Here is a 17,400-nt window from a genome sequence, read left to right on the forward strand (position 1 = left end):
GGGGCGCGGCGCCGCGGTCAGCCCCGCGGCGCCGGCCCGGTCGACAGCGCCTGCACGAACCGGCGGAGGAACTCCGTGCCGTCGAACGACGTGACCGCGCGGACCGTGGGGCCCTCGGGCGTCCCCCACACGAGCGGCAGCCCGTCGTGGGTCAGCGCGATGCGCGTCGCGAGCGATCCCCCGTACGGCGTGTAGTCGACGGGCCCCTCGATCCAGCCCGTGACGATCTCGGGGCGATGCAGGATCACGGTGGCGAGACCGTCGTGGGCGGACGAGATCCGGCGGCCCCACTTGTACTGGTAGAAGTCGTTGTACGCGTCGAGCACCTCGCCCGCGAACGTCGCCCACGGGGTGCCGATCCCGCGCAGGACCGCGAGCACGTGCTCATCGAGGATCGCCGTGGCCGTGACGTTGACACCGACCATGATGACGTTGCCCGCGTTGCGCGCCCCGAACACGATCTCGGCCGCACGGCGATCGTTGGCGGTGTTGGCGTCCGTCAGGGTCGCCCCACCCGGCGCGGGGTACGGTCCCGCCCCGCCCATGATGACGACCGAGCGGTACTTGAGGAACAGGTCCGGGTCGCGCTCGAGGGCACGGGCGATGTTGGTCAGGGGTCCGAGCGGGTGGAGGTCGACCTCGCCGGGATGCTCCGCGGCGATGCGCACGATGGCATCCACCGCGCTCTCCTCTTCGACGCGCAACTCGGCGCGTTCGAAGCGGTCGCCGAGGCCGTCGGTGCCGTGCACGAAGTCGGCGATGGACGCCTCGCCCTCGAGGGGAGCCGCCTCCCCCAGATGCACCGGGATGTCCTCGCGCCCGGCCAGCCGCAGCACCGTCCGGACGTTGCGCGCCGAGTCGACCACGGGAGTGTTGCCGTAGATCGTGGTGACGGCCTCGATCTCGACGTCGGGCTGGGCGAGCAGGTACATCAAGGAGTGTGCGTCGTCCAGACCGGTGTCGGTGTCCACGAGGACGCGGCGGACGACGGAAGAAGAAGGGGATGCCATGCTCTCACCCTGCCCGCTTCTCACCGAGGACACGGCCGGGTGTTACATCGCGTGACACGTTCGTTCCCTGTTCGACACGGGGAGACCGCAGAGTGAGGGGTGGCACGGGCGGCCCCGACCCGTGTCCCTCACAGCACATGTCGATCGGCGCCGCCGGCGTCGTCGGGAACGGACACACCCATGGCATCCACGTCTCAGCGGCTGCGCCGCGTCGCCCTGCCCGCCGCGGGCCTCACCGCCGCTCTCGCTCTCACCGCCTGCTCCGGCGGCCAGGCCGGCCCCGCCCCCACCGATGGGTTCGAGGGCGTCAGCCTGACCGTGTGGAACAACATCGACTTCGAGCCCTACCAGGGTCTGCAGAAGCAGTACTTCGAGTCGTGCGCCGCCGACCTCGGCATCACGGTCGATGTCCAGACCCAGTCGGGCGACTACACGACCAAGCTCCTGCAGGCGGCGGGCGCGAAGGCCCTCCCCGATGTCGCTCTCCTGTCCACCGACACGCAGCTCCCGCAGCTGGCATCGCAGGGCGTGCTCGCCGATCTCAGCTCGTACGACGTGACCACCGACGGCCTCGCCGACAGCGCGGCCGACCTCGGCCGCTACGACGGAACGCTCTACGGCCTTCCCGTCCAGGTCGAGGACTACGCGATTTTCTATAACAAGGCCGCCTTCGCCGCCGCCGGCGTCCCCGAGACCGCGCCGGAGACGTTCGACGACCTCGCCGCGCTCGCGGCTTCGCTCACGACGCCGTCGCAGAAGGGCATCGTGCTCCCCGGGATCGGCGGAGACGGATCGACGCCCGTGTACTTCCTTCCGTTCCTCCTCTCCGCCGGCGGCGACCCCGCCGACCCGACCGGCACCGGCGCCGTCGAAGCGGTCGACCTGTACAAGAAGCTCGTCGACAACGGATCGCTCTCGCCCGAGTTCGTGAACTGGGGCTGGGACTCGATCGACCAGTGGACCTCCGGCTCCGCCGCCTTGACGGTGTCGGGCCCCTGGAACCTCGTGGACACCTCGATCCCGTTCGAGTGGGGCACGTTCCCGTTCCCCACCCCGACCAGCGGAGAATCCCCGAAGGTCAACCTGCTCGGCTACGCCTACGGCGTCGCGGCGAACGCGGATGCCGCGAAGGAAGCCGCCGCGGCAGCCCTCGTGAAGTGCCGCGCGTCGGAGGAGAACCAGATCGACACCGCCGTCCAGGGCGGTTACATCCCCGCGCTCACGAGCGCGCAGGATGCGTTCGTCGAGCAGGTCCCGGCCGCGGCCCCGTTCGTCGATGCCGTCGACGGCGCATACAACTCCGCGCAGCTGGGCACCGAGTGGAACACGCTCCAGCAGCAGTACGTCGACGCCATCCAGAGCGCGACGGTCGGCGGACAGACGGCACAGGCCGCCCTGGAGCAGGCCAGCGGCCAGTGACAGCGGACACGCTGACGACGACCGGCCGGTCGGGGGCACGCGCCCCCGGCCGGTTCCGGCGTTCCCTGGCCGCGCGACAGCGCGGCGAACTGTGGGGGTTCCTCGCCCCCGCCATCGTGTTCTTCGTCCTGTTCTTCCTGTTCCCGCTCGGGTACGGCGTGTTCATGAGCACGACGAACTTCACCACGGGGACCTTCATCACCGGTCGCGCCCCGTTCGTGGGGAGCGCGAACTTCGAGGCGATCCTCTCCGAGCCGGTCACGTTCCGCGCCCTCGCCAACACGATCACCATCACCGTCGTGTCGGTCGTCGTGGAGCTCGTGCTCGGGCTCGCGCTGGCGCTGCTGTTCGCACGCCGCTTCCCCGGCAGCCGGTGGCTGCCGACCCTCATCCTCCTGCCGTGGCTCCTGCCCGCGGTGGTGGTGGCGACGGTCTGGAAGTCACTGCTCGCCGGTGACGGACCGATCAACGACGTCCTCGCCACTGTGGGCCTCCCCGCCGAAGCGTGGCTGGCGAACCCGGCGACGGCGCTGCCGGCCGTGATCGTCGTCGCCGTCTGGGCGAGCCTGCCCTACTGGGCGACGATCCTCGGAGCGGCACTGAAACAGGTGCCGGCCGAACAGTTGGAGGCGGCCCAACTCGACGGTGCCGGTGCCTGGCGCCGTCTCGCCTCCATCGTCCTTCCGACGATCTGGCCGGTGATCTCGGTCCTCGTCGTCATGAGCGTCGTGTACACGTTGCTCATCGTCGATCTCGTGCTGGTCCTCACCGCGGGCGGCCCCGCCAACAGCACCGTGACCCTGGGGCTGCTGTCGTACCGCCAGGCGTTCCAGCAGTTCCAGTTCGGCCTCGGCGGCGCGTACGGGATGCTGCTGCTGGGCATCAGCATCCTCTTCGCGATCGTGTACACCGTGATGTCGATGCGTCAGGAGCGCGACGAATGACCGCCACCCTGCCCGCCGCCCCCGCCGCGGTCACACCCGAACCCACCGCCGCCCCCGCCGAGCGCCGGCGCCGGCGCGGCTGGATGTGGACGATCGTCACGATCGTTGTGCTCGCGGTCTACCTCTTCCCGGTCTACTGGATGATCTCGGCGTCGCTGCAGCCGACGGCCAACTCCGCCGACACGGCCTGGTTCCCGGCCGCGCCCGGGTTGGGCGGGTACGAGACGGCCCTCGATGACGCCGGACTCGGTGGGCTCCGCGTCTCGATCCTGGTCTCGCTCGGGTCGGTGCTCGTCACGCTCCTGGTCGCGATCCCCGCCGCGTACGCTCTGAGCCGGCTGCGGTCACGGGCGGTGAGCATCGCGCTCATCCTGCTGCTGCTCGCCCAGATGATCCCCAGCGTCGTGCTGGCCACCTCGTTCTACGCGATGTTCAATTCCTGGGGTCTGCTGAACACGTTCCTCGGACTCATCCTGGCCAACTCCACCGCGGGGGTCCCGTTCGCGGTGATCGTCATGCGGGCGTTCATGCTGCGCCTGGACACCGAGGTGATCGAAGCGGCGACCGTCGACGGACTGGGGCCGATCGGCACGCTGTGGCGCATCGTCGTCCCGCTCTCGCGGAATGCGATCGTCACGGCGGGCGTCTTCGCGTTCCTCTTCAGCTGGGGCGATCTGCTGTTCGGCCTGACCCTGGTCAATCGCAACGAGATGTACCCCATGTCGGTGCTGATCCTGGCGTTGGCGAATTCGAACCTGAACACGTGGGCGGCGACGATGGCCGCGTCCCTCATCGCCAGCGTGCCGGCCCTCGTCGTCATCCTGGCGGCCCAGCGTCACGTGAAGGCGGGGTTGAGCGCGGGCGCCGGGCGCTGACGCACAGGGCGCGCCCGGCCCGCACGTAGACTGGCTTCTCGTGAGCGAACGCGTCCTGGTCCAGCAGCTGAAATCCCTTCCCGCCGGCCCCGTCTCGGTGTCGGGGTGGGTCGAGACCGTCCGCGATCAGAAGAAGGTCCAGTTCGTGGTCCTCCGCGACGAGACGGGGGCGGTGCAGCTGGTCAACCCGGCGACGCGCCCGTCCGACGAAGCCGAAGAGCAGGATGCCACGGCCCTCGCGCTGACCGAGACGATCGGGGCTCTCGCCACCGGGACGTTCCTCACCGTTCACGGCGAGCTCAAGCACGACGAGCGCGTGAAGCTCGGCGGCGTCGAGATCAAGGTCGGCGAGCTCGACATCGCGGCGGCCGCCAACCCCGAGACCCCCATCGCGGCCGACAGCAGCCCGGACAAGCGCATGGACTGGCGCTTCATCGACCTCCGCCAGCGCCGCAACAACCTCATCTTCCGGGTGCAGACGACGCTCGAGCACGCCATGCGCTCGTACTGGGTCGAGCGCGACTACATCGAAGTGCACTCGCCCAAGCTCATGGCATCCCCCTCCGAATCCAACGCCGAGTTGTTCGAGGTGCCGTACTTCGAGGACAAGACCGCCTACCTCGCCCAGAGCCCGCAGTTCTTCAAGCAGATGGCGCAGGTGGCGGGGTTCGGCAAGATCTTCGAGATCGCGCCGGCCTTCCGCGCCGACCCGTCGTTCACCAGCCGCCACGCGACCGAGTTCACCTCGATCGACGCCGAGATCAGCTGGATCGACTCGCACGAGGACGTCGCGCGGATGCAGGAGGAACTCCTGCACACCGCGTTCCAGGCGGTCAAGGACAAGCACGGCGACGAGATCCACGAGCTCTTCGGCGTCGAGGTCGAGGTGCCGGCGATCCCCTTCCCGCGCATCCCGCTCGCCGAAGCGCGCGAGATCGTGGCGGCTCGCGGCTACGACATCCCCCGCACGGACGGCGACCTCGACCCCGAGGGCGAGCGTCAGATCGCCGCCCACGTGCGCGAGGCCTTCGGCCACCCGTTCGTCTTCATCACCGACTACCACCCCGAGATCCGGGCGTTCTACCACATGCGCGACCCGGAGACGGGGCTCACGAAGTCGTACGACCTGCTGTTCAACGGTGTCGAGATCACCACGGGTGCGCAGCGCGAGCACCGGGTCGACGTTCTGATCGAGCAGGCGAAGGAGAAGGGTCTCGACCCCGAGCACCTCGACTTCTACCTGGACTTCTTCCGCTTCGGCGCCCCGCCGCACGGCGGTTTCGGCATGGGTCTCGCGCGCGTGCTCATGCTGCTGCTCGGCGAAGCGTCGATCCGAGAGGTCACGTACCTCTTCCGCGGACCGACGCGCCTCGCGCCCTGAGTTCGCCCTCCCGACGCCCGAGGTTCACTCCCTGTGGCCGGGGAGGTCATGCAGCTCGCTTAACGTGACGTCATGGTCGTCGACAGCGCCGCGCTGATCGTCCCCGAGGACGGTGCGTTCGGCGCGGGGTGGAGCATTCACCTCACGGGCGTCCGCCGGATGCGCGGAGGCGAGCGCGTCCTCGGCGACGTGGATCTCGACCTCGCCGCCGGCAGCATCACCGCGATCGTGGGCGAGTCCGGCTGCGGTGCGACCACCCTCGCCGGCATCATCGCGGGCCGCGAACGTCCCGACCGGGGTGATGTGCGCATCGACGGACGTCTCCGCCCGGACGCTCCCCGACTCCCCGCCGTCTTCGACGATGTCATGCCGCGTTTCGGCCGTGTCCGCGACGCCGTGTTCCCCCGTGGCCGCCGCCCCCGTGCCGCCGACGACGTGTCGCGGCTGCTCACGCTGGTCGGGCTGACCGCACCGAACGCCCTGGTGCGCCGACTGTCACGAGGCGACCGTCAACGACTCGCGATCGCTCGGGCCCTGGCGACCGAGCCGCGGGCGCTGGTCCTCGACGACGCGCTCAGCGCGCTGCACACGTCGGGTCGCGAGAGGGTGCGCGACGCGCTCGTCCGAGAGCTGCGCCGCCGGGGGACCACCGCGGTCTGGGTCACACGCGATACCGCCGAGGCCATCGCGGTCGCTGATCGGGTCGTCGTCCTCGCCCGCGGCGCCGTCGCGGCCGACGGCAGCCCCGAGCAGGTCTACGCCCGTGCCGGTGAACCCGCGGTCGCGGCGGTGCTCGGACCGGTCAGCACCGTGCCCGGCATCGTCGAGGGCGTCGTGGTCGACGTGTGGGGGCAGCACCTCCCCCTCGCCGAGTCGGCGCACGACGGACACTGCGAAGTCCTCGTGCGTCCCGAGAACGTCGTGCTCGTGTCCGCGGACGCCCCCGGGATGGATGCCGTGGTGGAAGAGAGCACGTTCCTGGGTCACGTGCGACGGTCGCTGGTGCGGACCGCCGACGGCATCCTGGTGCACGTCGACCACTCCGCCGACGCGCGGCTCGCCGATCGTGCACGGGTGCGAATCGCCCTGGCGCCGGTGCCGGTCGCCACACGACCGCTCAGCTGAGGGACGGATTCAGCCGGGGAAGTCGATGCCCGCGCGTTCGGTGACGACCGAACGGACGAACGCCGCGACCTCTTGGTGCGCGGGATGGACCTGGTAGCGCTCGAGCGCCTCGACGTCGGCGAACTCGCTGATGAGGGCCACGTCCCAGTTCGTCTGCGGGTAGGCGACGTTGCGCCCCACCTCGAGGTGCTCGATCTCGGAGATCTCCGCCCGCAGCGACAACAGTCGCTCCTCGATCTGTTCCGCGTGGAGAGCGCGGGTATCGGCGTCGTCCGCCGCGAGCTTCCACAGGACGATATGACGGATGCTCACGCGGAGGCTCCTTCGGGGTCGGCCGCGAGGAGCGCGGCTCGCAGGCGATCGGCCGAGACACGCCAGTGCGCGTGCAGTTCGCCGTCGATGAGCACGACCGGGATCTTCTCCCACCACCGCTCGTACAGGGCGGTGTCGTCGGCGATCGACGCGCGCTGAACGACGACGCGGTCGGCGACATCCGACGGGAGGTCGGCGACGACGGTCTCGACGATCTGCTCGGCGACGTCGCAGAGATGACAGTCGGGCTTGCCGATCAGCGTGAGGGTCGTCACTCCACCCATCCTAGGAGGGTGAGCCGACCTCTCAGGACTCGACGTCGTATCCCGCCGCGATCCACTCGCCCGTGCCGCCCTCGACGTTCGTGGCGTCGTGGCCGCGTGCCGTCAGCGCTTCCACGACGCGCGCCGAGCGCCCGCCCGCCTGGCAGATCACGTCGAACGCGCCGTCGGGCAGCTGGTCGAGGTTCTCGCCCAGCGTCGACATCGGAAGGTTCACGGCACCGGGCACACGGCCGGCGGCGAACTCGTCGACCTCGCGGACGTCGATCAGCGGACGATCGCGTCCGGCGTGCAGGTCGTGGACCGAGATGGACTGCATGTGTGCTCCTCGAAAGGACGTCGGTGATCGGATGCCGCATACACGAAGCGCCCGTCGGATGACAGGCGCTCGGTGTGGTGGTCGCTTACTTCTTGTTGCGACGCTGGTGACGAGTCTTGCGAAGCAGCTTGCGGTGCTTCTTCTTCGCCATGCGCTTACGGCGCTTCTTGATGACAGAACCCACGGAAAACCTCACTAAGTCGGGGTCTGGGTGCCGATGTCGGCTCCCGGGAACGGGCAGGCGTTGGAAAAAGGCCTCGGATCAGTCTAGCCGACGTCGGAGACCGGGCGTTGCACGGCCTCGGCGACGGCGGATTCGGGAACCCGGTAGCTGCGCCCGAAGCGGACCGCGGGCAGTTCGCCCGCGTGCACGAGCCGGTAGACGGTCATCTTCGAGACCCGCATGAGTTCGGCGACCTCGGCGACCGTCAGGAAACGCACGTCGGGCAACTCTGCCATCGTTCACCCTTCGCCGCGGGTGAGCCTCACCCTCTGATGTGCGACACACTCTAGGGTCTGCCCGGGACGGCTGTAAACCTCCGGGACTCGTGTGACGGATGTGCTCACGGTCGGCCGTGTTGCCGCCGGCACGCCAGATCAGCGCCCGGGGAGCTTGCGGAACGCCGAGGCGACGGAATGCTTCACGGAGGCGGCCGCGCGACCGACCACTTCGGCCGCGTGCACGGCCGATTCGGGGAGCGCCGGCTCGTTCTCGACATCGACGGAGAAGAACGGCACCAGCCAGTCGTCGACCTCGTCGAGCGGAGCCACCGCGAGACTGTAGTAACGGTGCTGGCCCTCTTCGCGCACCGACACCAGCTCCGCCTCGCGCAAGACCTTGAGGTGCTTGGAGACGGTCGGCTGACTCACCCCGAGGGCATGCACGATCTGCGAGACGCTCGTGCCCCGTTCCCCACCGGTCGCCCGGTCCAGGAGCAGCTGAAGGATGTCGCGACGCGTGCCGTCAGCGATCACGTCGAAGATGTCCGCCATGGCATTAGGTTAGCCGCGAGCCCGCCCGAGTACCATGATGCGAGACCGGCTGCGAAGGGAGTCACGCATGGCGGCGACGCCCGAAGAGGTGCGTATGTCGGTTCGCGTACGGCGCATCGCTTTCCGGGCATGGGATGGGCTCCGTGATCTGACGACGGCATCCCCCGCTCGATTCGCGGTTCTGGTCTTCGTGATCCTGATCCTCCTGTTCACGGCGCTGTTCTCCCTCCCGGCCGCGGCGGCCGATGGGCGACGCACCCCGCTCGCGGATGCGCTCTTCACGGCGGTCTCGACGATCTGTGTCACCGGGCTGTCCACGGTGAACATGTACAGCGACTGGTCGCCGCTGGGACGTGCGATCACCTACATCGGCGTGAACGTCGGCGCCCTCGGCGTCCTCACGCTCGCGTCGATCCTGGGCCTGGTCATCTCCAAGAGACTGGGGCTGCGCGCCAAGCTGATCGCCGCGGGCGACAGCAATCCGCTCCGCGTGCACGGCGGCCCTGTCAACGAGGGTCAGACGATCCGCCTCGGCGAGGTCGGCCAGTTGTTGCGCACCGTCGCCCTGTCGACCCTGGTGATCGAGGCGGCGCTCGCGATCCTCATCTACCCCGCGCTCCTCATCGGCGGCATCGATCCTCTGGTCGCCCTCTGGGAGGCGCCCTACTACGCCGCCATGGCGTTCACAAACACCGGATTCGTCCCCAACGCCGAAGGTCTCCTCCCGTTCGCGCAGGACTACTACCTCCTCACGGTCCTGATGATCGGGGTGTTCCTGGGCTCGATCGGCTTCCCCGTGATCTTCACGCTGTGGCGTCACTGGTGGCGGTTCCGGCTCTGGTCGCTGCACGCCAAGCTGACGATCATCACGACCGTCGTCCTCTTCTTCGCCGGAGCGGGCGTCATTCTGCTGCTGGAATACGACAACCCCCTGACGTTCGGGAGCATGGACGCGTGGGACACCACGTTCCAGGCGTTCTTCCTCTCCGCCATGACCCGGTCCGGCGGCTTCTCGGTCGTGGAGGTCGGCGACCTCAACGGCGCCACACTGGTCGTGGGGTCGATGCTCATGTTCGTCGGGGGTGGCTCGGCATCCACCGCGGGCGGCATCAAGGTCACGACCCTGGCCATCCTCGCCCTCGCGGTGTGGTCCGAGGCCAAGGGGCGCCCGTCCGTGCAGGCCTTCGGCCGCCGCATCCCGAGCGACGTGCAGCGCGTGGCCCTGTCCGTCGTGGCCTGGGGTGCAACGATCGTGGCGCTGTCGACGGTGACGATCAGCCGCATCACCGACGCGCCGATCGAGTACGTCCTCTTCGACGTCATCTCCGGGTTCGCCACCGTCGGCCTGTCGACCGGGCTCACCGCCGAACTCCCCGATCCCGCCGTCTATGTGCTGGCTCTGACGATGTTCATGGGGCGCATTGGTACTGTGACACTCGCCGCGGCCGTCGCGGCGTCCTCCCGTTCGCAGCTGTACGCGCTGCCCGTCGAAAGGCCGATCGTTGGTTGAACGGATCCGCAGCGACGCGCCCGTCCTCGTCGTCGGTCTGGGGCGCTTCGGCGCCGCGTGCGCCGGCGAGCTGGACCGACTCGACCGCGAGGTGCTCGCCGTCGACGGCAATCTCGACCTCGTGCAGAAGTGGTCGGAGCGCGTCACGCACGCCGTGCAGGCCGACGCCCGCAACATCGACGCGCTCCGACAGATCGGGGCCCAGGATTTCCAGGTCGCGGTCGTCGCGGTGGGCTCGCTCATCGAGGCATCCGTCCTCATCACCGCGAACCTCGTCGACCTGAAGGTCCCGCAGATCTGGGCGAAGGCCGTGTCGCAGTCGCACGGCAAGATCCTCGCCCGTGTCGGCGCGAACCACGTCATCTACCCCGAGGCCGAGGCCGGCGAGCGGGTCGCGCACCTCGTGAGCGGCCGCATGCTCGACTTCATCCGCTTCGACGACGATTTCGTGCTGGCCAAGATGTACCCGCCGAAGCTCGTCCGCGGCGTCGGCCTGAACGAGTCGGGCGTCCGCACGAAGTACAACGTGACCGTCGTCGGTGTGAAGAGCCCCGGCCGCCCGTTCCGCTACGCCGAGGCGAACACCGTGGTCACCAACCACGACCTCATCATCGTGTCGGGCACGAACAGCGACATCGAACGCTTCGCCCGCCTCGACCGCTAGGCACAGCTACGCGTCGATCTCCAGCTCGAGCGTCACGATGTCGTCCACGTCGAGGTGCTCGGCATCCTGGAGCACCTTCTTGATCGGCACGACGTAGGCGCCGTCCTTCGGCCAGAGCGAGGTCGTCACCCGCGTGGCGCCGACGGTGACGGCGGCGGGGATCATCCCCCAGCCGTAGGTCACGACGGGGGCGACCTCGGCGATCGCCGCGGCCTCGGCGGGCGGCACGGTGACGAAGTGGTACGGCGCGGGTCCGCGCCAATACCAGATCGGCCCCTCGAACCGCAGCCGCATGTCAGGCCCCGGCGGCGAGTTCCCGCGCCCGGGCGAGCGCGGCCTCGGCGGCCTCGGTGAACGTATCGGCGAGGTGCGCGTCCTGCAGCACCGCGACCGCGCGCTCGGTCGTGCCCTTCGGGCTCGTGACGCGACGGCGGAGCTCGGCGGGATCGACGTCCGAGGATGCCAGGAGCGCGGCCGCCCCCACGAAGGTCTGCTCCGCCAGCAGACGCGCGGCGGCGTCGTCGAAGCCCATGCGGGCCGCGGCCTTCGTGAACTCCTCGATGAGGAGGAAGACGTAGGCGGGGCCCGACCCGGAGATCGTGGACAGCGCGTCGATCTGCGACTCGGGCACCTCGACGACCTGACCGACCGTCTCGAAGAGCGCTCGGACGAGCGCGACGTCACCCGCGGTCGCGGCGGCACCCGCGGCGAGACCCGTGACCCCCTTGCCCACGAGCGAGGGCGTGTTCGGCATCGACCGGAGCGTTGCGACGCCGTCCCCCAGGTGCGTTGCGAAGGTGTCGAGGGTCACGCCGGCGGCGAGGCTCACCACGACCGCCCCCGGGCGCAGGTGCGGTGCGATCTCGTCGAGGAGGTCGGGCACCATGCCGGGCTTCACGCCGATGAGGATGACGTCTGCGGATGCCGCGGCCGCAGTGTTGCCGTCGGGGGCCACCTCGAGCGCGACACTCGTGACACCCTCGAGCTCGGCCAGCTCGGCCGCCTTGGCGACCGAACGGTTGGTGGCGGTCACACCGCCGCCGGTGAGTCCCGCGGCGACGAGTCCGCGCAGGATCGCCCCTCCCATGGAACCGGCGCCGAGGAAGGCGAGCGGGGGCAGCGAGGAAACGGCATCCGTCATGAACGCAAGTCTACGAACCCTGAGTGCGGCCGATAGGGGCGCGCGTTAGAGTCGGAGCGCGCCCGTAGCGGAGCGGACGCGAGCGACACGGAGGACCCCATGACTCTCTTCGACGGCATCACCTCACGGATGATCGAGACCGGTCGCCTGAGCGTCAACGTGCTCGAACGCGCGGCCGACGACCCCGCCACCGCGCCCGACCAGACGGTGGTCTTCGTTCACGGCAACGTCTCGTCGTCGCTGTTCTGGCAGGAGATCATGCAGGACCTGCCGAGCGACCTGCGCGTACTAGCGGTCGACCTGCGCGGCTTCGGGGGCACCGAGCACTCCCCCATCGATGCCACCCGCGGCGTGCGCGACTTCAGCGACGATCTGCACGCGACCCTCGGGGTCCTCGGCATCCCGACCGCCCACCTGGTCGGCTGGTCGATGGGCGGCGGCGTCGTGATGCAGTACGCGCTCGAGCACCCGGTCCTCTCGCTCACGCTGCAGGCGCCCGTCTCGCCCTACGGCTTCGGCGGCACGCGGCGCGACGGGTCGCGCCTCACCGACGACGACGCCGGCGCCGGAGCCGGCGGGGCGAACCCCGACTTCGTCCAGCGCCTCATCGACCACGACACGACCGACGAGGCCCCCACCTCGCCGCGGTCGGTGTTCCGCTCGGGCTACGTCGCTCCCGGGTACACGAGCGAGCACGAGGACGTGTGGGTCGAGTCGATGCTCACCACCTCGACGGCCGGCGGGAACTACCCCGGGGATGCCGTGACCTCGCCGAACTGGCCGGGCTTCGCCGCCGGGACCACCGGCGTGCTGAACACCATGGCGCCGAAATACTTCGACGTCTCCGGGATCGTCGGCCTCGCCGAGAAGCCCCCGATCCTCTGGATCCACGGCACGGCGGATGCCATTGTGTCGGACGCCTCGTTCTACGACCTCAACCACCTCGGCGCCCTCGGCATCGTCCCCGGCTGGCCGGGCGAGGACGTCGCCCCGGCACAGCCGATGGTGTCGCAGACGCGCGACGTGCTCGACGCGTACGCCGCGGCCGGTGGCGAGGTCACCGAGATCGCCGTGGACGCAGCGGGGCACGCCCCCCACCTCGAGCGGCCGGCGCTCTTCCGCCAGGCTCTGCTCACCGTGATCGGCTATGTGGGTCGTCCCGCCGATCCCGCGCCGCCCACCGAGGCGATCATCCTGCGCTCGGCCGACTGAGAGAAGCCCGTGGAGTACTGCCTGTTCACCGAGCCCCAGCAGGGGTTCTCGTACGACGACCAGCTCGCCTTCGCGCGCTCGGCCGAGACGCACGGCCTCGACGGTTTCTTCCGTTCCGACCACTACCTCCGGATGGGCGACGGCAACGCTCTCCCGGGCCCCACCGACGCCTGGACGACCCTCGCGGGGCTCGCGCGCGAGACCTCCCGCATCCGCCTCGGGACCCTCGTCTCGTCCGTCACCTACCGCGTCCCCGGGATCCTCGCGATCCAGGTCGCCCAGATCGACGCGATGTCGGGCGGTCGGGTCGAACTGGGCCTGGGCACCGGCTGGTTCGAAGCCGAACACGCCGCCTACGGCATCCCGTTCCCACCCCGCCGCTTCGACCTCCTCGAGGAGCAGCTCGCGATCGTGACGGGCCTGTGGTCCACCCCGGTGGGCGAGACCTTCTCGTTCGCCGGCGAGCACTACCGCCTGGATGCCGCGCCCGCCCTGCCGAAGCCCGTTCAAGCGCCCGTCCCGGTCATCGTCGGCGGCGGTGGCCCGAAGCGCACGCCGGCTCTCGCCGCCCGCTTCGCGACGGAGTACAACATCGGATTCGTGGCCGAGAACGTCGTCGCCGAGAAGTTCGCCGTCGTGCGTGCGGCGTGCGAGGACATCGGCCGTGACCCCGCGACGCTGAAGTTCTCCGTCGCGCTGCCCACGATCATCGGCGTCGACGATGCCGCGATCGAACGACGCGTGGCCGCCATCGGCCAGACGCGCGCCCAGTTCGACAACGGCGCCAACCTCATCGGACGACCCGAGGAGGTCGCCGATAAGGTCGAGCGGCTGCGTGCCGTCGGGGCGGAACGCGTGTATTTCCAGCTCCTCGACCTGCGCGACATCGACCACGCCGACGAGGTCGGTGCCGAGCTGCTGCCGCTGCTCCCCCGCTGAGTCGGGGGCGGCGCACCGCTCCGTCGGCGCGGCCCTCAGTCGCGGCGGTGTTCGAAGAAGTCCCGCAGCAGACGGGATGCCTCCGCCTCGGCGACCCCGCCGACCACCTCGACGCGGTGCGGCAGACGCCGGTCGCGCAGAACGTCGTAGAGCGACCCGGCGGCGCCCGCCTTGGCATCCCACGATCCGAACACGACCCGCGACACGCGAGCCTGCAGGATCGCCCCCGCGCACATGACGCACGGTTCGAGGGTGACGACGAGCGTGCACCCCGCGAGGTGCCACGTGCCCGAGTGCCCAGCGGCCGCACGCAGCGCGACGACCTCGGCGTGCGCGGTCGGGTCGTTCGTGACCTCTCGCAGGTTGCGGCCCTCGCCGATCACCCGGCCGTCCGCGTCGAGCACGACCGCACCGACGGGCACGTCCTCGTGCGCCGACGCGTCGTCGGCGAGCGCGAGCGCGCGCTGCATCGCGGCGAGGTCGGCGGCGGTGGGGGTCACGGTGCTCCGGAAAGACGGGGGCGGAGTCTCGGGGTCGAGCGGCTAGCCTTGAGCCTATGCGTGTCCACGTCGCCGACCACCCCCTCATCACCCACAAGCTGACGGTGCTGCGCGACCGGCAGACCTCGTCGCCGGTGTTCCGCCAGCTCACCGAAGAGCTGGTGACGCTGCTGGCCTACGAGGCCACGCGCAACGTGCGCGTCGACCCCATCGAGATCCAGACGCCCGTCACCACGACGCAGGGCGTGAAGATCAGCGAGCCGCGTCCGATCGTCGTGCCGATCCTGCGCGCAGGTCTCGGCATGCTCGAGGGCATGGTGAAGCTCCTCCCCACCGCCGAGGTCGGCTTCCTCGGTATGGTGCGCGACGAAGAGACGTTCCAGCCCACCACCTACGCCGAGCGCCTGCCCGACGACCTCAGCGACCGCCAGTGCTTCGTGCTCGACCCGATGCTCGCCACCGGTGGCTCCCTCGGCGCGGCGATCACATTCCTGTTCAACCGCGGCGCGCAGGACGTCACCGCGATCTGCCTGCTGGGGGCGCCCGAGGGCGTCGCCGCGATCGAGAAGCAGGTCGAGGGACACGACGTCACGCTCGTGCTCGGCGCGCTCGACGAGCGTCTGAACGAGAAGGGCTACATCGTGCCCGGGCTCGGCGACGCCGGCGATCGCCTGTACGGCACCGCCTGACGCTCGCACCTGTTTTGGGGCGCGATCCGCGCTTTGGGGCGGATGTCATGCGCCCCGAAGCGCGAAATGCGCCCCGAACCCACGAGGTACGAGTGCGGCGCGGCGCGTCAGCCGTCGGCGCCGACCAAGCGCGCGAAGGCACTGAGGCGCGCGACCCCCTCGGGAGTGCGAGGCAGGTCGTCGAGCAGGGCGGGTGAGTACAGCACGTAGGCCGCCTGCATCGCCCGCGAGATCGCGACGTTGATGCGGTTGCGCAGCAGCAGGAACTCGAGCCCGCGCGGAGCCTCGCGCCCGGAGGATGCCGCCAGGGTGAGGACCGCGACGACCGCCTCCTTGCCCTGGAACCGATCGACCGTCCCCACCGGCACGTCGGAGAAGCCCGCCGCCGCGAGGGCCTCTTCGACCGCGACCTGCTGGGCGTTGTACGGGGTGATCACGATGATGTCGTCGGCGCGCAACGCCCGAGGTGCCTGCGGGATCGCCTCGTCGCCGACACCGCCCTCGGCGCCGGTCCACTCGCGGCCCACCAGATCGGCGACGAGCGCGACGACGGTCGCCGCTTCCTCCGGCGAGGACGTGGCGTTGCCGTGGTGCCGCACCGGCACAGGGTGGACCCCGGGCTCGACACCGTCGAGCGCTCGCACCGCCGTGGAAGGGTGGGCGGCGAGGCGCCCCTCGTACGACAGGAGCGACACGGGCCCGGCGACGGCCGGGTGCATGCGGCGGGTGCGGGCGAGGAAGTAGCCGAACTCCGGCGGGACGACCTCGGCCCCGTCGATCACCCACCCGAGCGCGGACGTGTCGACCGGCTCGGGGTGCGTGCCCTGGCTGACCTGTGGCAACTGCTGAGGGTCACCGAGGAGCAGGAGACGCGAGGATGCCAGGGAGACGGCGATCGTGGATGCCAGGGAGAACTGACCCGCCTCGTCGATGACCAGGAGGTCGAGGCTGCCGCGCGGGATGCGGCCCTCGTGGCTGAAATCCCAGGCCGTGCCCCCGACGACGAAACCGTGCGCGGCGTTCTCGGCGGCGAACGCGGGAATGCCGTTCTTGGGGAGCACGGTGAACGGATGATCGGCGCTCGGGTCCTTCGGGGCTTTCCCGACGCGGGCCGCCGGGACGCCCGCCGCGATGACCCGGTCGAGCATGTGCTCGATGGTCGCGTGCGACTGGGCCACCACACCGACGCGGAACCCCCGCTCGGCGACGAGGCGCGCGATCACGTGCGATCCGACGTAGGTCTTCCCGGTTCCCGGAGGCCCCTGGACGGCGAGGTAGCTGCGGTCGAGGTCGGCAACGCTACGGGCGATCGCTCCGACCTCGTCGTCTCCGGCTCCGCCGTCGATGGACGTGACGGATGCCAAGGCACCGGACAGTGTGCGCGGGGGTCGCCGACGGAGGATGTCGGCCGCCGGTCCGTCGGGGAGCGTCGGGGCCGCGGCGAGCACGGCATCCGCCCAGGTGTCGATGGCCTTCTGCTGGTTGCCCGCGCGCGGCGGAGCCGGTGGCGTGAGGGCGAGTGGAAGCTCGTCCCACGTGACGCCGTCGGCAGCGGTCTCTTCGATGATCGCTCCGTCGTCGAGCACCTCGCGAACGGTGACGTAGCGGGCCGCGTGGATCCAGCGCGGACGCGTCTCGACGGGGAACGACACCGGGAGCTCGTACACCGCGAAGGGTCCGCTGTCGACGCTCAGCCGCGTGCCCGGGGCGAGCTCGCCGCGGATCTCGAGCACCCGGCGTTCCGCGCCCCGCCCCGACTCGGGGAAGTGCCAGTCGGCCACGACGCGCGACCGCGCGGGATCGACGACGACCACATCGCGATTGTCCTCCCAGATCGATACTGGCTCGCGCAGCCGCAGATAGTGGGTGGCCCAGAAGGTCTTGGCTTCACGGGGGTAGTAGTCGATCGCCGCGGCGGCGAGGCGCAGAGCCGTGGCGTCGGGTTCGGGGGCGTCGTCCGCCCAGTGCTGCAGCGCGATGGCCTGGGGAGACGGCTCGTACGCGTGCTCGTCGGGTTCCGCGCTGCGCGCGGGCATCGCCCCACCCTCGCGTGCCCGCTCGACGAGCCAGTCGCGCAACCGGCGGG

The 17,400-nt window shown here is 70.2% G+C and carries 21 protein-coding genes; 10 read left to right on the forward strand and 11 right to left on the reverse strand.

Annotated elements, in window-relative coordinates; translation table 11 throughout:
• Window positions 1–17: 17 nt before the first annotated feature.
• Window positions 18–1,010, reverse strand: a complete 993-nt coding sequence (locus D8Y23_RS07635; protein WP_128217564.1) for a nucleoside hydrolase — start codon at window positions 1,008–1,010, stop codon at window positions 18–20.
• A gap of 180 nt (window positions 1,011–1,190) precedes the next feature.
• Between D8Y23_RS07635 and D8Y23_RS07640 the strand changes: the two genes are divergently transcribed.
• From D8Y23_RS07640 to D8Y23_RS07660, 5 genes are all read left to right on the forward strand, one after another.
• Window positions 1,191–2,429 carry a sugar ABC transporter substrate-binding protein gene (locus tag D8Y23_RS07640; RefSeq protein WP_128217565.1) on the forward strand — a complete coding sequence of 413 codons (1,239 nt, stop codon included), beginning with the start codon at window positions 1,191–1,193 and terminating at the stop codon, window positions 2,427–2,429.
• Complete coding sequence (locus D8Y23_RS07645; RefSeq protein WP_128217566.1) at window positions 2,426–3,373, forward strand: carbohydrate ABC transporter permease; 948 nt, start codon at window positions 2,426–2,428, stop codon at window positions 3,371–3,373. Before D8Y23_RS07640 ends, D8Y23_RS07645 begins: the two co-directional genes overlap by 4 nt.
• Window positions 3,370–4,248 (forward strand): carbohydrate ABC transporter permease, encoded by an 879-nt coding sequence (locus D8Y23_RS07650; protein WP_128217567.1) that lies wholly within the window; start codon window positions 3,370–3,372, stop codon window positions 4,246–4,248. Before D8Y23_RS07645 ends, D8Y23_RS07650 begins: the two co-directional genes overlap by 4 nt.
• 40 nt (window positions 4,249–4,288) lie before the next feature.
• The gene (aspS, locus tag D8Y23_RS07655) at window positions 4,289–5,629 is read left to right on the forward strand and encodes an aspartate--tRNA(Asn) ligase (RefSeq protein ID WP_128217568.1); all 1,341 of its coding nucleotides are present in this window, start codon (window positions 4,289–4,291) and stop codon (window positions 5,627–5,629) included.
• A gap of 72 nt (window positions 5,630–5,701) precedes the next feature.
• Window positions 5,702–6,754, forward strand: a complete 1,053-nt coding sequence (locus tag D8Y23_RS07660; RefSeq protein ID WP_128217569.1) for an ABC transporter ATP-binding protein — start codon at window positions 5,702–5,704, stop codon at window positions 6,752–6,754.
• A gap of 9 nt (window positions 6,755–6,763) precedes the next feature.
• Here the strand turns inward: D8Y23_RS07660 and D8Y23_RS07665 are convergent, their stop codons facing one another.
• The 6 genes from D8Y23_RS07665 to D8Y23_RS07690 all read right to left on the reverse strand — a co-directional run bounded on the left by D8Y23_RS07665 (window position 6,764) and on the right by D8Y23_RS07690 (window position 8,659).
• Window positions 6,764–7,066 (reverse strand): Dabb family protein, encoded by a 303-nt coding sequence (locus tag D8Y23_RS07665; protein WP_128217570.1) that lies wholly within the window; start codon window positions 7,064–7,066, stop codon window positions 6,764–6,766.
• Window positions 7,063–7,341, reverse strand: coding sequence for a glutaredoxin family protein (locus tag D8Y23_RS07670; RefSeq protein WP_128217571.1), 279 nt, complete (start codon window positions 7,339–7,341; stop codon window positions 7,063–7,065). The genes D8Y23_RS07665 and D8Y23_RS07670 overlap by 4 nt, the downstream gene beginning before the upstream one ends.
• Before the next feature lie 31 nt (window positions 7,342–7,372).
• On the reverse strand, window positions 7,373–7,666 hold the full coding sequence (locus D8Y23_RS07675; protein WP_128217572.1) for a rhodanese-like domain-containing protein: 294 nt from the start codon (window positions 7,664–7,666) through the stop codon (window positions 7,373–7,375).
• A gap of 85 nt (window positions 7,667–7,751) precedes the next feature.
• Window positions 7,752–7,850, reverse strand: coding sequence for a 30S ribosomal protein bS22 (locus D8Y23_RS07680; RefSeq protein ID WP_003792170.1), 99 nt, complete (start codon window positions 7,848–7,850; stop codon window positions 7,752–7,754).
• Between the two features lie 83 nt (window positions 7,851–7,933).
• The gene (locus tag D8Y23_RS07685; RefSeq protein WP_056224003.1) at window positions 7,934–8,125 is read right to left on the reverse strand and encodes a helix-turn-helix domain-containing protein; all 192 of its coding nucleotides are present in this window, start codon (window positions 8,123–8,125) and stop codon (window positions 7,934–7,936) included.
• 138 nt (window positions 8,126–8,263) lie between these two features.
• Window positions 8,264–8,659 (reverse strand): ArsR/SmtB family transcription factor, encoded by a 396-nt coding sequence (locus D8Y23_RS07690; RefSeq protein ID WP_128217573.1) that lies wholly within the window; start codon window positions 8,657–8,659, stop codon window positions 8,264–8,266.
• 94 nt (window positions 8,660–8,753) lie between these two features.
• Here D8Y23_RS07690 and D8Y23_RS07695 point away from each other — a divergent pair, with 94 nt between their 5' ends.
• Together D8Y23_RS07695 and D8Y23_RS07700 are read left to right on the forward strand one after the other, a co-directional pair.
• Window positions 8,754–10,169, forward strand: coding sequence for a TrkH family potassium uptake protein (locus D8Y23_RS07695; RefSeq protein ID WP_164878165.1), 1,416 nt, complete (start codon window positions 8,754–8,756; stop codon window positions 10,167–10,169).
• A complete protein-coding gene (locus D8Y23_RS07700) occupies window positions 10,162–10,833 on the forward strand; it encodes a potassium channel family protein (RefSeq protein ID WP_128217575.1) in 672 nt (223 codons plus the stop codon). The genes D8Y23_RS07695 and D8Y23_RS07700 overlap by 8 nt, the downstream gene beginning before the upstream one ends.
• A gap of 6 nt (window positions 10,834–10,839) precedes the next feature.
• Here the strand turns inward: D8Y23_RS07700 and D8Y23_RS07705 are convergent, their stop codons facing one another.
• Together D8Y23_RS07705 and proC are read right to left on the reverse strand one after the other, a co-directional pair.
• Window positions 10,840–11,127, reverse strand: coding sequence for a DUF1905 domain-containing protein (locus D8Y23_RS07705; protein ID WP_128217576.1), 288 nt, complete (start codon window positions 11,125–11,127; stop codon window positions 10,840–10,842).
• 1 nt (window position 11,128) lies between these two features.
• Window positions 11,129–11,974 (reverse strand): pyrroline-5-carboxylate reductase, encoded by an 846-nt coding sequence (proC, locus tag D8Y23_RS07710; protein WP_128217577.1) that lies wholly within the window; start codon window positions 11,972–11,974, stop codon window positions 11,129–11,131.
• Between the two features lie 99 nt (window positions 11,975–12,073).
• Between proC and D8Y23_RS07715 the strand changes: the two genes are divergently transcribed.
• Together D8Y23_RS07715 and D8Y23_RS07720 are read left to right on the forward strand one after the other, a co-directional pair.
• Window positions 12,074–13,186 (forward strand): alpha/beta fold hydrolase, encoded by a 1,113-nt coding sequence (locus D8Y23_RS07715; RefSeq protein WP_128217578.1) that lies wholly within the window; start codon window positions 12,074–12,076, stop codon window positions 13,184–13,186.
• Between the two features lie 9 nt (window positions 13,187–13,195).
• Window positions 13,196–14,125: an LLM class F420-dependent oxidoreductase gene (locus D8Y23_RS07720; RefSeq protein ID WP_128217579.1), complete on the forward strand. Its 930-nt coding sequence runs from the start codon at window positions 13,196–13,198 to the stop codon at window positions 14,123–14,125.
• Between the two features lie 35 nt (window positions 14,126–14,160).
• On the opposite strand, the gene tadA is transcribed toward D8Y23_RS07720, so the two are convergent.
• Window positions 14,161–14,595 (reverse strand): tRNA adenosine(34) deaminase TadA, encoded by a 435-nt coding sequence (tadA, locus tag D8Y23_RS07725; protein WP_128217583.1) that lies wholly within the window; start codon window positions 14,593–14,595, stop codon window positions 14,161–14,163.
• 86 nt (window positions 14,596–14,681) lie between these two features.
• Here tadA and upp point away from each other — a divergent pair, with 86 nt between their 5' ends.
• Entirely contained in the window at window positions 14,682–15,314 is a 633-nt protein-coding gene (gene upp, locus D8Y23_RS07730) for a uracil phosphoribosyltransferase (protein ID WP_076495229.1), read from the forward strand.
• A 107-nt stretch (window positions 15,315–15,421) separates the two neighbouring features.
• On the opposite strand, the gene D8Y23_RS07735 is transcribed toward upp, so the two are convergent.
• Window positions 15,422–17,400 (reverse strand): DEAD/DEAH box helicase (locus D8Y23_RS07735; RefSeq protein WP_164878164.1); only part of this gene is annotated, 1,979 nt, incomplete at its 5' end.

The sequence above is a fragment of the Microbacterium enclense genome, from assembly GCF_004022425.1.
Classification (GTDB): Bacteria; Actinomycetota; Actinomycetes; order Actinomycetales; family Microbacteriaceae; genus Microbacterium; species Microbacterium enclense_A.